The following is a 14,254-nucleotide window of genomic DNA, read 5'->3' as shown; positions in this document are numbered from 1 at the left end:
CGATGGGAAGGGGCCGATTACTGGCCCTGGAAATGGGCCGGGCGTTTTTCCTGGAAGGCGCGAATGCCTTCGGCGCGGTCGGCGGTGCCGGCCAGCAGGGTGAACGCGTGGCGCTCCAAGCGCAGGCCGGTGGCAAGGTCGGTGTCTGCGGCCTTGAGCAGCGCTTCCTTGGCCAAACGCACCGCCAGCGGCGCCTTGCGGGCAATCGCCGCGCCAATCTGCATGGCGCGCTCAACGGTCAGCTCGGGTTGGCTGACTTCACTGACCAGCCCGGCCTGCTGGGCGTGGCGGGCGCTGATCGACTCGCCGGTCAGCACCATCTGCATCGCCAGCGGCTTGCCGACTGCGCGCAACAAACGTTGGGTGCCGCCGGCGCCGGGGATGATGCCCAGGTTGATTTCCGGCTGGCCGAAACGTGCATCTTCGCCAGCGATGACGATGTCGGCGCACATCACCAGCTCACAACCGCCACCCAGGGCGAAGCCGTTGACGGCGGCGATCAGCGGTTTGGAGAAGGCGGCGATCCGCTGCCAATGGGCGACCCGCGGGTCATTGAGGATGCCGACCAGGTCGCGCTCGGCCATCTCGCGAATGTCGGCACCGGCGGCGAACGCTTTCCGGTTGCCGGTTATTACCACCACAGCGATCGCCGGGTCGCGGTCGGCGCTGTCCAGCTCGGCGGCGAGTTCCGCGAGCAGTTCGGTATTTAGCGCATTGAGCGCTTCGGGCCGTTGCAGGGTGATCAGACGGACGCCGTCCTCAGGCGCCTGCACAACGAGGTAGCGAGGCATGTTGGGTTCCTCAGGCTGCACGCACGGCCTTGAGGCCGGCATTTATTGGAATTGTCCGCAGGAGCAGGGGGCGCAGCGCGACGCCTGCTCAGGTGAGCCAAGTATATGCCTTATGCGATACATAACTGCAACTGGATAATTGTTTTGTGTGTCTAGTAGTGAGCTGATGCCTTTCACAATATTCAGCCTTTATCAGCAGATATGCCGCAAAATAAGGGTTTTAATGACCCATTTAACGAGCCCACGAAAGCGATACAGGAAATTCTAGATTGACGATCAGTTTTATTGTGATACATGATCGATGCACATTCCGAATCATGTGGAGAGGTGTGACATGCCTTGCTATCGACTGGACGGCCTGACACCGGTAATCCATCCCACTGCCTACGTACACCCAAGCGCTGTGCTGATTGGCGACGTGATCATTGGTCCACACTGCTACGTAGGGCCATTGGCCTCACTGCGCGGCGACTTTGGCCGCATCGTGCTGGAGGAGGGCGCCAATCTGCAGGACACCTGCGTGATGCATGGCTTCCCTGGCGGCGATACGGTCATAGAGCGCAACGGGCATGTCGGCCACGGCGCGGTGCTGCACGGTTGCCGGGTAGGTGAGGACGCCCTGGTGGGCATGAACGCCGTGGTGATGGATGGCGCCTACATCGCGCCACGCTGCATCGTCGCCGCCACGGCGTTCGTCAAGGCAGGTTTCCAATGCCCTGAGCAAAGCCTGGTGGTCGGCTCACCGGCCCAGGCCAAACGCACGCTCAGCGACCAGGAAATCGCCTGGAAGCAACGGGGTACCGCCGAATATCAGCTGCTGGCCAAGCGCTGCATGGCCGCGCTGGTCGAGTGCCCGCCGCTGACCGAAGTCGAAGCGCTGCGACCGCGCATGGGTGACTCGGGCTTGCGGCCAAAAGCGGAGCAGGGGGCATGAACCAAGCGTTGCCACGTAATGGCCAGGCAGGGCGGCGTGCAGGTATAGTCGGGGTTCCATCCGCTTCCAGTTCTCCCATGAGCAGCCTTGCCCCCCTTAATACGCTGATCACCCGTTTCCAGGAACAGACGCCAATCCGCGCCAGTTCGCTGATCATCACCCTGTATGGCGACGCCATCGAGCCGCATGGCGGCACGGTGTGGCTGGGCAGCTTGATCAATCTGCTCGAGCCAATCGGCATCAATGAGCGGCTGATCCGTACCTCGATCTTCCGCTTGAGCAAAGAAGGTTGGTTGACCGCCGAAAAAGTCGGCCGACGCAGCTACTACAGCCTCACCGGCACTGGCCGGCGGCGTTTCGAAAAGGCCTTCAAGCGGGTCTACAGCCCAAGCCTGCCGGCCTGGGATGGCGCCTGGACGCTGGTCTTGCTGTCGCAACTGGAGGCCAGCAAGCGCAAGGCCGTTCGCGAAGAGCTGGAGTGGCAAGGTTATGGTGCGATCGCGCCGAACGTGCTGGGCTGCCCGCGCGCCGACCGCAGCGATCTTGCCGCAACCTTGCGTGAGCTGGACGCCACCGACGACAGCATCGTCTTTGAAACCCACACCCAGGAAGTGCTGGCCTCTAAAGCCATGCGCGCCCAGGTTCGCGAAAGCTGGCGGATCGAGGAGCTGGGCGAGCATTACAGCGAGTTCATCCGCCTGTTCCGGCCGCTGTGGCAAGCCCTCAAGGAACAGCAAGCGCTTGACGCCCAGGACTGCTTCCTGGCGCGCACACTGCTGATCCATGAATATCGCCGGCTACTGCTGCGTGACCCACAACTGCCAGATGAGTTGCTGCCGGGCGATTGGGAGGGCAGGGCTGCCCGCCAGCTGTGCCGCAACCTGTATCGACTGGTGTGCGCCAAGGCCGAGGAGTGGCTGAACAGCGCCCTGGAGACCGCCGACGGGCCGTTGCCGGATGTCAACGAGAGCTTCTACAAGCGTTTCGGCGGCTTGGCCTGAAGCTCAGCGTACGTAGGTCGGCATCCCCCAAGCGCCGTATCTGAAGCCTCGGCAGCGGTTGTAACCGTTGCGGTACCACAGCTCGAACTGCGCACCGTTCCAAACCCAGAACGACAGCGTGGAGCAGTCATCCAGGGCGCGCTTCTTTTGCCAGGAACTGATCTGGGCCATGCGCCGTTCGAATTGTGTGGCTTCAGTGGTGACCAATTGCGCAGCGTAGGGCGGCTGATCCTGGACCACCCAGTAACCGTTGGCCGTGTTGAAGCTGTTGGCCCGGCATTGCGTGGCGACCAGCACACGCTGCTCATCGAGCCGCTCCACGGTCAGTGGCAGCGCACGGCTGGAGTCTTGTAGATCGGGGCACTGGCGAGGGCCGGTCAAGGTCTGGCGCAGGGCTTGGCGCAAGACCGGGAGTTGCGCTAAGGCCTGGTCTTCAGGGCGATTGTCAACCAAGGGCGGGCGCTCGATAGGCGGCGCTGCGCGCCTTGGCCCTGGTACCAGCTGCTCATCCTCAGCGCCGCGGCTGACCAGCGCGCCTGGCGTGCCGAGCCGTTCCTGAACTTCATCCATTTTCAGCAGCACTGCCGCAGCGCCGGCATCCGAGAGGGTGCGCACAGCCCCACGGGAGTCGACCACCTTGATCTGCGTGCTGCCAGGCAGCGCAGCGAGCAGGGCCAAGACCTGGTCGTGCTCGATATGAAAATCCGAAGCATCATCGCGCAGGGTACCCACGACCACCTCGTCGATCACCAGTTGTACCGGCGGGACAGGGGGCTCGCCACCGAGGTTGGCGAACATCAACGTGCCAGTGACAGCGGTGTTGGGGCCAGCCTCGCGTTGCAGGCCCAGGCTGATGCCATCGATGCCATCGCCCGGGGAGTAACCCATCGCGATGCACTGGCCAGACTTGTTGCAGGCGAGGTCCCAGTCCTTGTGGGAGAAGACCAGACCGTCATCGGGCACTGCGGCGCAGGCTAGCGTACTGAGCGCCCAAAAAGGCCAGCACAGCGATTGAAGCTTCATGGACGTCCTTGTAGAGAGCGTTTCAGTAGGGATGGGGTGCTTTTGAATATTATATAACTCAACTAAATGAATATTTAGTTGAGTTATCACTGAAACTTATAATATAGGGCAGGGCAGTACCTTATGGGAGAACGCCCACGGATTCAACTCTGGCCTGGGGAAATGCCTCGCGCAGGCTGGATTTAAGCCAATTGATGAACCACAGCGCATCCTCGTTTGGTGCCTGGGACGGCGTGAGAACCTGATAACTTTCCAGCGGCGCTGCCTGATCCAGGCAGCGTATCAGCGTACCTTGCTCAAGCTCGCGCTGAACCAGTACCTCGGTTGCCAGCGCGATGCCATGGCCACGTTCTGCGAGGTTGAGCACAATGTCATTGCTCATGTGCGAAGCATCGGACTTGACCCGCACACGCAGGCCATTGGCGGCGAACCAGCTGTTCCACCATGTGCCGTCATCGACGTGAATCAGCTTGTTTGGGGGCAAATCGGCAATCGTCAGCGGCCCTGGCAACTGCGCAAGAAAGCTGGGCGAGCAGACGGCAAACACTGCCGGGCGAATCAAGACCTCACGCACGCCCGATAGCTCGCCAGGCAAGCCATAGGCTATACCCAGGTCAGCTTGCCTGGCATCCACTGCAGTAAACGAGGCATTGGGCTCGATGGCGATCTTCAGGTCAGGTCGCAGCTTGCGCAGACTGTCGATCCGCGGGGTCAACCAGCGTGAAGCGAAGGCCGGTACGCACAGGATGCGCATCCAACGCTGGTTGTCGTGCCTGGCCAGGCGGGCACTGGCGTCGGCAAGGATCTGCAGTGCCTGCGATACCGCTTGGTAATAGTGCGCACCTAGCAACGTCAGGGTGACGCCGCGCGGGCCGCGCTCAAGCAGACGCACACCCAGCCAGTCTTCCAGATTCTTCACATGGCGACCGATCGCAGGCTGAGTCACATGCAAAGCTTCTGACGCCGCCACGTAACTGCCAAGCCGCGCTGCGGCCTCGAAAGCACGGATGGCATTGAGTGGGGGAAGCCGGTCGATGGCCATGCGCGCCTCGGGGTATTAGTTTTTGTATTAGTGGCAGTCAATTTATTGTTCTTTTCCGCGCCGTTCAAGTTGCTGAGACTCACGGTGGGCGCGGGCTAGCCCCGTGAAGTGTCCCACGCACAGCAAAACTTGAGGAAAACCCCATGCGGGCAACACCAATAACAATCAAACCGTCCACTGTCTTTTCCATCCTTACGCTAGCCCTGGCAGCTACCGCCAGCACCGCCCAGGCTGCCGATAGCAAGGGCGCGTGCGGCGTACCCAACCTGCACACATGCCCGCAGCCGTTCGACAAAGTGCTGCCGCCAGCCAAGGACATGCTGACCTGGGATCAAGACACCCGAGTAGTGGGGTTCCGTAATACCTACCGCCTGTACGAAGGGGATGTATTTTCTACCCAGGGCGCCACCCCAAGTCCGTTACCAGCAGCGGATCATCTGCTCAGCAACGTTCAATACAGCCTGGAGGGCAAGCGCCAGGGACTTGCCGACTACCTGGAAAACCAGAGCGTAACCGGGCTGTTGGTGCTCAAAGACGGCAAAATTGCTTACGAATACTACGGCAAAGGCAACACTGCGCAGACCCTGTGGACTTCACGCTCAGTTGCCAAGTCGGTAGTCAGCGTGCTGGTGGGGGTTGCTATAAAAGCCGGCAAGATCAAGTCGGTAGACGACAAGATCACCGCGTATATCCCCGAACTCAAAGGCACCGAGTGGCAGGATGTAACCCTGCATCAGCTGATGCAACATACCTCAGGTGTGGTCTGGGATGAGAATTACGCATCGCCAGACTCTGATTTCTCCCACATGACCCAATGCGAGGCCAAGCCAGATCCTTACGATTGCGTGCTCAACCTGGTCAAATCGGTCAAGCGCAAGCCCGGGGTGAAGCCTGGCGAAGTCTGGTCATACAACACCGGCGGCGCCTGGCTGGTCGGCCGCGTGCTAGAGAACGCCACTGGCCAGACCATCGCCAAGTACCTGGAAAGCCAGATCTGGAGCCGCTATGGCATGCAGCAAGATGGCGTCTGGCACGCACTGGTACCGGGTAAGGTCGACATGGGTGGTCACGGCTTCAATGCCACGCTGCGTGACTGGGGGCGCTTCGGCCAGTTCGTGCTCAGCGGCGGCCAATTGCCGAACGGCGAAAAGTTGCTGCCCAACGCTTGGCTTGCACGCTCGACGCACTGGACTACAGCCAAAGGCTCGGTAACCAAAGCCGCACCTAATGGTCAGTACGGCTACCAATGGTGGTACAACGCGCCGGCACCGGATGCAGATGCCGAACCGAAGAAGACCGCTACCAGCGAGCAAACATTCTGGGCGCTGGGCATCTACGGTCAGACGATCGCGATCAATCCGGTTGAGCATCTGGTGATGGTGCAATGGTCGACCTGGAAGAATGCCGAGACACCGAGCTCGTTGTATGACGAACAGGCGTTGTTCGTGAATGCAGTGAGTAAGGCGCTGGATCAGAAGCAGTAGATGGCTGCGGCGTGGCTTTGGATCTGGTGGGAACCAGGGCCGCACCTTAATGCGAAACTACGCATAATGTATATTATGTTAAATCTAGTAATATCCTCACGCAGCCCACTCGCTGCAGCGCCGTTGCCTGTCTCGACACGTGACCGATTAACTGGACCGGCCACTTCGCGGGCGCTCCCGCGCCCACAGGCGCTCAACATCCTCACGATCTAGCAGTCGTTTTTCCTGAGCAATGCCCTGATATTCAGCATTAGCGCCTCAAGTGAAAAAGGCTTGGTCAGCACCGCAGTGCAAGGTTCAAGCTGGACGCTGTCGAGCACATTTGGCTGCGCATAGCCCGTCATGAACAAAATTGGCAATCCAGGCCTGGCTCTACGCCCCTCATCTGCCATTTGTCTACCGTCGATACCACCCGGCAGGCCTATGTCCGTCACGAGCAAGTCGATTTGAGTGTCTGAACAAAGTAACTGAAGGCCAGCGAGGCTGTCGGCGGCTTCGACAACCCGGTACCCACAGTTATCTAGCATTTCGCTCACAAACATGCGCACTGATGGCTCGTCATCGACGACCAACACTGTCTCACCTGATGCAGATAATGTCGTCTCATCCAGTGGCTCCATACGCTCCGGCACCGTGATTCGGGCCGTTTGGCTAGGCAATTGAAGATAAACACGGGTGCCGTGATCCTCAACTGACTCGATCCTGACCTGGCCTCCTGATTGTTTGGCAAAGCCATAGATCATCGATAAGCCAAGACCAGTACCGGCCCCGACTGGTTTGGTGGTGAAGAACGGCTCGAATGCGCGGGAAAGCGTCTGGGCGCTCATGCCAATTCCGTCGTCAGCGACACAAATCGTCAAATAATTTCCGGGAGGCAGTTCAGGATCCAATTCTGGCCCTAGTACCAACTCTTGGTTGAACGTGGTAATGGCAATGCAGCCGCTGCTGGCTAATGCGTCGCGGGCGTTGATACACAGGTTCAACAGCGAGTTCTCTACTTGTGCCGGGTCGACCAGGCAAATACTCGATTTCGCGCTCAGTTCCACCTTCAATTTGATCGAGGGCCCTACTGTGCGGCTGATCAGCTCTTGCATATCGCTGATCAGGCTGTTCACGTCGATATGAAGAGGCATCAGCGTTTGGCGACGAGAGAATGCCAGGAGCCGATGCGTCAGCGATGCCGCTCTCAGGGCGGCGCCTTGGGCCACCCCAAGATAACGTTCAACATCGGCAATGCGCCGCTGCTTCAAACGGCGCTTGACCAGATCCAGGCTACCTGTGATCCCCGCCAATAGATTGTTGAAATCGTGAGCGATCCCTCCTGTCAGCTGGCCAACCGCTTCCATCTTTTGAGATTGTCGAAGCGCCGCTTGAACCGCTTCCCGCTCGGCCACAGCCTCCTCGATCCGTGCTTCCAAGGTGCGATTGAGTTCTACAAGCTGCGACTCGGCATTCTTGCGCGCAGTCACGTCAATGGACGAGCCGATCAGCCCAATGACCTCCCCCGCATCGTCGCAAAGTGGCGCTTTCATTGATAACCAGTAGGTCGCTGTACCGTCCGGCATATCGACCCGCTCTTCGATCTGCACCGCTTTGCCACCCTGCATCACGCGCTGATCGGTTTCCATGACCTGACGTGCCTGGGCTTTGTCCTCAAGAAACTCCAGATCGGTTTTGCCCAGGTAAAACTCTGGCGGTTTGCCGATCAGTTGCGTGGCGCCATGGTTCGCTACAAGTAGCCTGCCCTCCAGATCCTTGGCGTAGACAACACCGGGCACGGCGGCAGTGAATGTGCGCAGCAATGCCGACATCCTGTCACGCTCAGCCTCAGCTGTGCGACGGGACTCAATATTCATGAGAACCCCGGGAAACCTGATCGCCCTGCCCTGTTCATCGAGCTCCGCCCGGCCATTGGCTTCGATCCAACGGTAGCTACCGTCGTGCTGTCGAACGCGGTATTCACACCGGTAGGCACCGCCGCGACGCATGGCTTCCTGGATGTCGGTCGAGACGCGATCACGGTCGTTTGGATGAATAGACGAAAACGCCTCCTCGATAGGAATGCCGGCCATGCACTTGTGCGCAGGCAGTCCAAAGGATCTGGAAAAGCGCTCGTCAGCGGTCACACGGTTAGCCGGGATATCCCACACCCAGGTACCGACAATCGCGCCAGCATCGAGTGCCAACTGCAAACGCTCTGATGCATCCGTTGCAAAGGCATGGCCTTGATTGTGTGATGCCGGAACATCCATGCCATGCATAGGGCCAGGGGGTTGGCGCTCCATAACGTCCTCTTGTCGAAGCCTTGGGCCATTAGCCCATGGATAACATTGTCAACCTCGATGCCACCGTCGCCATTCTATCTACGCTGATGCACAGCAAAAGCATACTGCCTTCAAAGAATCAGCGACGACTACCCTCGACGCGACTATGGCGTATTGTCTACCATCTGCAGCTTTAACGCTTCAGCGTGTTTCGCTAAGGATTTAGATGTCTGTTCATCAAGTGCCACCTGCCCTGCCCGCCAGAAGCACTGCTGCCAAGATGGAAGCGGCAATGGCTCTGGGGAGCTTTGCAATCGGCACCGGCGAGTTTGCCATCATGGGCCTGATGCCCGAAATTGCCCGGAACTTGCAGCTGAGTGAGCCTCAAGTTGGTCATGCGATCAGTGCCTATGCTCTGGGCGTAATGGTTGGGGCACCTGTGCTCGCGATACTGGGCGCCAAACTTCTGCGCAAACACATGCTGCTCCTGCTAATGGCGCTCTACGCTATCGGCAACCTTGCCACAGCCTTTGCGCCATCCTTCGGTGGGCTGGTCACGTTCCGTTTCATCAGTGGCCTGCCTCATGGCGCGTACTTCGGTATCGCCGCGGTGGTGGCCTCAAGCATAGTGCCGACCAACCAACGCGCTGGCGCCGTCGCCAGGGTAATGATGGGGTTGACCCTCGCCATGCTCCTAGGCAATCCAGTCGCCACGTTCCTTGGTCAATTATTCGGCTGGCGCTCGGCATTCGTGCTGGTTGGGGCCATCGCCGTTTGCACCGTTGCCCTGATCTGGCGCTTGGTACCTCAGCCTCAGGATGAAGTCCGGAGTGATCCGCGCAAGGAGCTTCAGGCGTTTCGTCTTCCGCAAGTCTGGATGGCACTTGCGATAGCGTCCATTGGCTTTGCGGGCATGTTCACCGTTTTCAGCTACTTGGCGCCAACGATGCTCGAGGTGACCAAAGTTTCTCCCGAGTGGATTCCATTCGGCCTGGCAGCATTCGGGATCGGCGGCATCATTGGCAACATCGCAGGCGGCAAGCTATTCGACCGATTCCAGTTTCGCGCGGTGGGATACGTCCTGGTGTGGTCGATCGCCGTGCTGCTGTTCTTTACCGTCGCAGCTAACTCGCTTTGGTCGATCCTTTTCGGGATTGGGCTGGTCGGTACGATGATCGCATTGGCCGCGCCGTTGCAGATTCGCCTGATGGACATTGCACACGAGGCTCCAAGCCTGGCTGCTGCGTCCAACCACGCTGCCTTCAACCTGGCCAATGCACTCGGCCCCTGGCTTGGCGGTATGGCGATCACGGCCGGTTTAGGGTGGACAAGTACTGGCTACATCGGTGCTGTTACCGCGTTGATAGGCCTTGGGATATTTCTGATGGCACGGCGCATGAAAGGTGGCTGAGCAAGCTAACGGTGAACTGCAGCGCTTGGCAAAGACCTGGTTTGCCAGCGCTCTGCCGGCAGGCATCACATCAAGCAATAAAACTCGCTAACCTCTGCAACCACCTCGCCCTTGGCATCGTACAACCGCGCTTCCGGCGTCAGTGCCATCGAGCGCGCCTCAAGAACATAGCGTTGGCCCGCCTGGAAATGCGGGTAGTTGACGGTCAGGTAGCATTGGCGAACCGTGGTGCCACCCATCAGGCTGATGCCTGCGCCACCGTTGACTTCGTAATCGAACCTGACCACCAGTTCATGACGACCCGGGGTCACTTGAAAAAACCGCCCATCGCGCAGGCGCTGTTTATCCAAGCGTTCGGCCATCAGCACTCTGTCGTTGGGAAATGGCGTCGAGAAATCGACCCAGGCCATCTGCGGATTGGCGACGGGCATCGGCGTCTGACAGCCAGCAACCAGCGTTATTGCTAGCCCTAGCAGCAACCTGTTCATGATAGATACCTCGATGGTTCGAGGTTTAAGAATAGCGCCGACAAGCCTGGCAGGCAGCCGTCAATACGATGGCAATGGCAATTGCCTGATCGAACTACCCGATCAAGTTCCCCTAGCTGGATCGACTGTCGCCGCCGCTTTGCAAGCACCGCCCTCAAGAAAAATTCGCAGGATGTTGTGCGCAGAATTCGCTTGAGATGCACGCCAGCCTTGTCCAAGGTGGCCAGCCTGATAGCCATTGCCTAAAGAAAGGCTACAGGGCGTGGACGCAGGCGCACGACGATGCTTGCGTTGGGGGGCGACAGTCTCTGCGGGCGACACCGATTGGGTGCGCTGCGCAACTGTCGCCGACTCCTCCCGAATAATAAGAGAGGACAAGGAAATGCATTCCAACAGTCTGAAGCAAAGCCTCAAACAACGGCATATCACCATGATCGCGCTGGGCGGGGTGATCGGCGCGGGGCTGTTCATGGGCTCGGGCAAACTGATTGCCTCAGCCGGGCCTGCCGCAATTCTGTCGTACTTCATCGGCGGCATAGTGGTCACCTTGGTGATGTTCATGCTGGGCGAGATGGCCTGTCGCAACCCAGATGCCGGCTCGTTCTCGACCTACGCCAACACCTACCTCGGCGAATGGGCAGGCTTTGCTGTCGGCTGGTTGTACTGGTTCAAGTCGATGTTGACCATCACCTTGGAAGCAGTGCTACTAGGCGCAATCCTGAATGATTTTCTACCAGGGCTACCGATCTGGGCAGGCGCTTTCATCATGCTGGTGACACTGATGGCGAGTAACGCCTACTCGGTTAGATCCTTCGCCGAAGTGGAGTATTGGCTGGCGGCAATGAAGGTGGCCACGATTGTCATCTTCATGACGCTGGGCATCTCGATCCTGCTTGGCCTGCACAGCGACATCCCCTCCCCTGGCTGGGTCAACCTGACTGCTCACGACGGCTTCATGCCCAATGGCCTGTCGCCAGTCATGGCAGGTGTGGTGGTGGTGATCTTCTCGCTGGGCGGCAGTGAAATCGCCGCCGTGGCGGCCGGTGAATCGGAAAATCCACGCAAGAACGTCATTCGCGCGATCAAGAGCGTGATCCTGCGGGTGATGCTGTTCTATGTGGGCTCCGTGTCGATTCTGATCCTGTGCCTGCCTTGGACCGACACCGCCAACCTGGCCTCACCGTATGTCTCGTTGTTCACCCTGGCTGGCTTCAGCGGTGCCGCGGTGGCGATGAAGATCGTGTTGTTCATCTCGTTCATGTCGGTGATGAACTCGTTCATGTTCTCCAACTCGCGCATGCTGTTCTCGCTGAGCCAGCGTGGCCATGCGCCGAAGTTGTTCTCGCGCACTACCTCCAAAGGGGTGCCGCTGAACGCGTTGTTGCTCAGCTTGAGTATCTGCTTGTTGATTCTGACCGTGCACTTCGTCAGCGGTGGTGACCTGTTCATGACCCTGGCCAAAAGCAGCGGTACGTTCGTGATGATCGTGTGGATCTTCATCATCATTGCCCACTTGGCCATGCGCTGGAAAACCCGGCATGAGCCGGTGGACCCGAGCGCGTTCCGCGCGTGGTTCTTCCCGTACGCCAACATCGTTGCGCTGTTCGCCCTGCTGGCGGTGATCGTTACCCAGGCATTCGATCCGGCGTCGCGGTTCCAGTTCTGGTTCACCACGGTGACGTCGTTGATTGTGGTGGCGGCGTATTTCGTGATGCGTGGCCGGTTGGCGGGGAAATCGGTCGGCTATGCCGGGAGCTAATTGCTACGGCGTTGGGGGTGGCGGGTCTGGCCTCATCGTGGGACAAGCCCGCTCCTACACACCCTGAGGCAGCGCCAGCGACGCTCGATCTGCCAAATCAGAGGGAAGGTGTGCCAGCTCCGCTCAAGCGGGCTGCACTCTGGCGGGCAGGACGTTATGGTGAGGCTCTGGAGACCATCGCATCTGCATCGGAGGCAGTCATGACCACCCTCTTTCGCATCACCGTATTCCTGCTGCTGGTCGGTATGCTGCTGGGCGATATCCTGCTAGCCAGTGTGGGGCTGGTCGGGGTGTGCAGTCTCGCGGTGTACACCAGTATCCAGCAGGACAAGCAGGCCGCTTGCCCTGCGGAGTCTGAGTTTCTTGCCTAGTCGCCACGCTTGAGCGCAGCTCAGAGGCGGAACCGCTTCATCATGCCGCTCAAGCCAATCGACAGGCTGGCCAATTCCTGGCTTGCCGCACTGATCTGATCCGCGCCCTCGGAGGTCTGCACCGCCAGGTCGCGGATGTTGAGCAGGTTGCGGTCCACCTCGCGGGCAACTTGAGCCTGCTCTTCAGTGGCGCTGGCCACCACCAGGTTGCGCTCATGGATGGTGGTTGCGCCGTTGGTGATTTCATCCAGCGCTTGCCCGGCAAGCTCAGCCACCTGCAGGGTATGACCGACCTGCTGGCTGTTGCTGTGCATCGACTCGACGACCCGCGCCGTGCCCTCGCGAATGGCATTGACCATCTCCTCGATCTCCAACGTCGAGCTCTGGGTCCGTGCCGCCAGCGCCCTGACCTCATCGGCCACTACGGCAAAGCCCCGTCCGGCTTCACCCGCCCGCGCCGCCTCGATTGCCGCATTGAGCGCCAGCAGGTTGGTCTGCCCGGCAATCGCGCCAATCACATCGAGCACCTTGCCTACCTGTTGCGATAACAATGCCAGGGCCTCGATCTGCCGCGATGCCTCATGCACATCGTGGCTCATCTTGCTGATCGAATTGATTGCCTCGCCCACCCGCTCACGCCCGCGCCGTGCAGCGTCCTCCGACTGGCGGGAGATCTCAGAGGTGCTCACCGTGTTGCGCGCCACTTCTTCCACCGCAACGCTCATTTCGGTCACAGCGGTGGCGGCTTGCTGGATCTCGTCGCTCTGTCGATTGAGGTCGCCGGAGGTCTGCTGGGTAATCGCCGACATCTGTTCGCTGGCTGCCGCCAGCTGATGCGAGGAATCGCCGATCAGCCGCAGGGCATCCTTGAGGCTGGCCTGCATCGCCGCCAGGGCATGCATCAGCTGGGTCGCCTCGTCACGGCCAGTGGCCTGTACGGCATGTGAGAGATCACCATCGGCGATATTCTGCGCGACGCGGATGGCTTCGCGCAGAGGGCTGACGATACTGCGGGTCAGCAGCCAGGCCAGGGCAATGGTCAGCAACAGCTCCAAGCCAATGACGCTGAAGGTAAGGTACAGCGCCCGCTGGTAATCGGCGCGGGCCTGAGCGGTGTGCTGCTCGGCGGCTTCGCTGCTGAACCTGACCAGGCTGTCGTACAGCTCGCCGATGCGGTTGGAGATGTCCTGCATGGCGCCGCTGAGCATGGTCTGCATCGACGCCAACTGGTTGCGCTCGGACAAGTCCTTGTACTGGTCGAGCAGCACCCGGTACTGGTCGATCAGTTGCTGCATTTCGGCAAACGCCGGTTTGCCCGCTGCCGGCAGCACTGCGCCGTAACCTTTTACGCCTTTGTCGAGCAGCCCCTTGAGCACTTCCAGGCGCGCCACGGTTGGCGCCAGCTGGGCAGGATCGCGGGCGATGGCCATACGCAGGGTGATGACCCGCAGGCCGAGCATGTGGCTGCGCACCTCGCCCAGGTAGCGAGTGCCGACGTTGGTTACCTGCTCGGTGTACACCACCGCTTCGCGCATGCTGGAGATCTTGTCGATGGAAAACAGCCCGAGCACCACCACCAGGGCGGCGATCAGGCTGAAGCTCAAGTAAGAGCGAGTGGCGATGTTGAGGTGGCGTAGTGACATGGCGACGCATCCGAGTGGCAACAAAATGTACTACCCATTACGT

The 14,254-nt window shown here is 59.8% G+C and carries 12 protein-coding genes; 6 read left to right on the top strand and 6 right to left on the bottom strand.

The genetic code is table 11. The features are described from left to right. Positions 1 to 17: 17 nt before the first annotated feature. A complete protein-coding gene (gene paaF / locus AAZU54_RS08965; RefSeq protein WP_312156268.1) occupies positions 18 to 791 on the bottom strand; it encodes a 2,3-dehydroadipyl-CoA hydratase PaaF in 774 nt (257 codons plus the stop codon). A 334-nt stretch (positions 792 to 1,125) separates the two neighbouring features. Here paaF and paaY point away from each other — a divergent pair, with 334 nt between their 5' ends. Together paaY and paaX are read left to right on the top strand one after the other, a co-directional pair. Continuing rightward, complete coding sequence (paaY, locus tag AAZU54_RS08960; protein ID WP_434727026.1) at positions 1,126 to 1,725, top strand: phenylacetic acid degradation protein PaaY; 600 nt, start codon at positions 1,126 to 1,128, stop codon at positions 1,723 to 1,725. Between the two features lie 77 nt (positions 1,726 to 1,802). Further along, positions 1,803 to 2,726 (top strand): phenylacetic acid degradation operon negative regulatory protein PaaX, encoded by a 924-nt coding sequence (gene paaX / locus AAZU54_RS08955; protein ID WP_186554490.1) that lies wholly within the window; start codon positions 1,803 to 1,805, stop codon positions 2,724 to 2,726. 3 nt (positions 2,727 to 2,729) lie between these two features. On the opposite strand, the gene AAZU54_RS08950 is transcribed toward paaX, so the two are convergent. Together AAZU54_RS08950 and AAZU54_RS08945 are read right to left on the bottom strand one after the other, a co-directional pair. Next, positions 2,730 to 3,749: a DUF1176 domain-containing protein gene (locus AAZU54_RS08950; RefSeq protein ID WP_392467116.1), complete on the bottom strand. Its 1,020-nt coding sequence runs from the start codon at positions 3,747 to 3,749 to the stop codon at positions 2,730 to 2,732. 121 nt (positions 3,750 to 3,870) lie between these two features. Beyond that, complete coding sequence (locus AAZU54_RS08945) at positions 3,871 to 4,791, bottom strand: LysR substrate-binding domain-containing protein (RefSeq protein ID WP_434727025.1); 921 nt, start codon at positions 4,789 to 4,791, stop codon at positions 3,871 to 3,873. Between the two features lie 143 nt (positions 4,792 to 4,934). On the opposite strand from AAZU54_RS08945, the gene AAZU54_RS08940 reads away from it, so the two are divergent. Beyond that, positions 4,935 to 6,275: a serine hydrolase domain-containing protein gene (locus AAZU54_RS08940; protein WP_434727024.1), complete on the top strand. Its 1,341-nt coding sequence runs from the start codon at positions 4,935 to 4,937 to the stop codon at positions 6,273 to 6,275. A gap of 209 nt (positions 6,276 to 6,484) precedes the next feature. On the opposite strand, the gene AAZU54_RS08935 is transcribed toward AAZU54_RS08940, so the two are convergent. Beyond that, positions 6,485 to 8,536 carry a PAS domain-containing protein gene (locus AAZU54_RS08935; RefSeq protein ID WP_434727073.1) on the bottom strand — a complete coding sequence of 684 codons (2,052 nt, stop codon included), beginning with the start codon at positions 8,534 to 8,536 and terminating at the stop codon, positions 6,485 to 6,487. 229 nt (positions 8,537 to 8,765) lie between these two features. Here AAZU54_RS08935 and AAZU54_RS08930 point away from each other — a divergent pair, with 229 nt between their 5' ends. Next, the gene (locus AAZU54_RS08930; RefSeq protein ID WP_186554495.1) at positions 8,766 to 9,950 is read left to right on the top strand and encodes an MFS transporter; all 1,185 of its coding nucleotides are present in this window, start codon (positions 8,766 to 8,768) and stop codon (positions 9,948 to 9,950) included. 65 nt (positions 9,951 to 10,015) lie between these two features. Here the strand turns inward: AAZU54_RS08930 and AAZU54_RS08925 are convergent, their stop codons facing one another. After that, positions 10,016 to 10,438, bottom strand: a complete 423-nt coding sequence (locus tag AAZU54_RS08925; protein ID WP_186554496.1) for a hypothetical protein — start codon at positions 10,436 to 10,438, stop codon at positions 10,016 to 10,018. A gap of 382 nt (positions 10,439 to 10,820) precedes the next feature. Here AAZU54_RS08925 and AAZU54_RS08920 point away from each other — a divergent pair, with 382 nt between their 5' ends. Further along, on the top strand, positions 10,821 to 12,197 hold the full coding sequence (locus AAZU54_RS08920) for an amino acid permease (RefSeq protein ID WP_434727023.1): 1,377 nt from the start codon (positions 10,821 to 10,823) through the stop codon (positions 12,195 to 12,197). Between the two features lie 200 nt (positions 12,198 to 12,397). Further along, the gene (locus AAZU54_RS08915; protein ID WP_434727022.1) at positions 12,398 to 12,568 is read left to right on the top strand and encodes a hypothetical protein; all 171 of its coding nucleotides are present in this window, start codon (positions 12,398 to 12,400) and stop codon (positions 12,566 to 12,568) included. Between the two features lie 20 nt (positions 12,569 to 12,588). Here the strand turns inward: AAZU54_RS08915 and AAZU54_RS08910 are convergent, their stop codons facing one another. Beyond that, a complete protein-coding gene (locus AAZU54_RS08910) occupies positions 12,589 to 14,211 on the bottom strand; it encodes a methyl-accepting chemotaxis protein (RefSeq protein WP_434727021.1) in 1,623 nt (540 codons plus the stop codon). Positions 14,212 to 14,254: the final 43 nt, after the last annotated feature.

The organism is Pseudomonas sp. Je.1.5.c, assembly GCF_051129895.1.
Classification (GTDB): Bacteria; Pseudomonadota; Gammaproteobacteria; order Pseudomonadales; family Pseudomonadaceae; genus Aquipseudomonas; species Aquipseudomonas urmiensis.
Note: the sequence above shows the minus strand (reverse complement) of the source record. Positions and strands in the feature narration are given on the sequence as shown.

Bases quoted from the DNA above. Each gene is read 5' to 3' on its own strand.
- paaX (WP_186554490.1), top strand. From the start codon at position 1,803: ATGAGCAGCCTTGCCCCCCTTAATACGCTGATCACCCGTTTCCAGGAA.
- AAZU54_RS08910 (WP_434727021.1), bottom strand. From the start codon at position 14,211: ATGTCACTACGCCACCTCAACATCGCCACTCGCTCTTACTTGAGCTTC.
- paaF (WP_312156268.1), bottom strand. From the start codon at position 791: ATGCCTCGCTACCTCGTTGTGCAGGCGCCTGAGGACGGCGTCCGTCTG.
- paaY (WP_434727026.1), top strand. From the start codon at position 1,126: ATGCCTTGCTATCGACTGGACGGCCTGACACCGGTAATCCATCCCACT.
- AAZU54_RS08935 (WP_434727073.1), bottom strand. From the start codon at position 8,536: ATGCATGGCATGGATGTTCCGGCATCACACAATCAAGGCCATGCCTTT.
- AAZU54_RS08925 (WP_186554496.1), bottom strand. From the start codon at position 10,438: ATGAACAGGTTGCTGCTAGGGCTAGCAATAACGCTGGTTGCTGGCTGT.
- AAZU54_RS08940 (WP_434727024.1), top strand. From the start codon at position 4,935: ATGCGGGCAACACCAATAACAATCAAACCGTCCACTGTCTTTTCCATC.
- AAZU54_RS08915 (WP_434727022.1), top strand. From the start codon at position 12,398: ATGACCACCCTCTTTCGCATCACCGTATTCCTGCTGCTGGTCGGTATG.
- AAZU54_RS08930 (WP_186554495.1), top strand. From the start codon at position 8,766: ATGTCTGTTCATCAAGTGCCACCTGCCCTGCCCGCCAGAAGCACTGCT.
- AAZU54_RS08945 (WP_434727025.1), bottom strand. From the start codon at position 4,791: ATGGCCATCGACCGGCTTCCCCCACTCAATGCCATCCGTGCTTTCGAG.
- AAZU54_RS08950 (WP_392467116.1), bottom strand. From the start codon at position 3,749: ATGAAGCTTCAATCGCTGTGCTGGCCTTTTTGGGCGCTCAGTACGCTA.
- AAZU54_RS08920 (WP_434727023.1), top strand. From the start codon at position 10,821: ATGCATTCCAACAGTCTGAAGCAAAGCCTCAAACAACGGCATATCACC.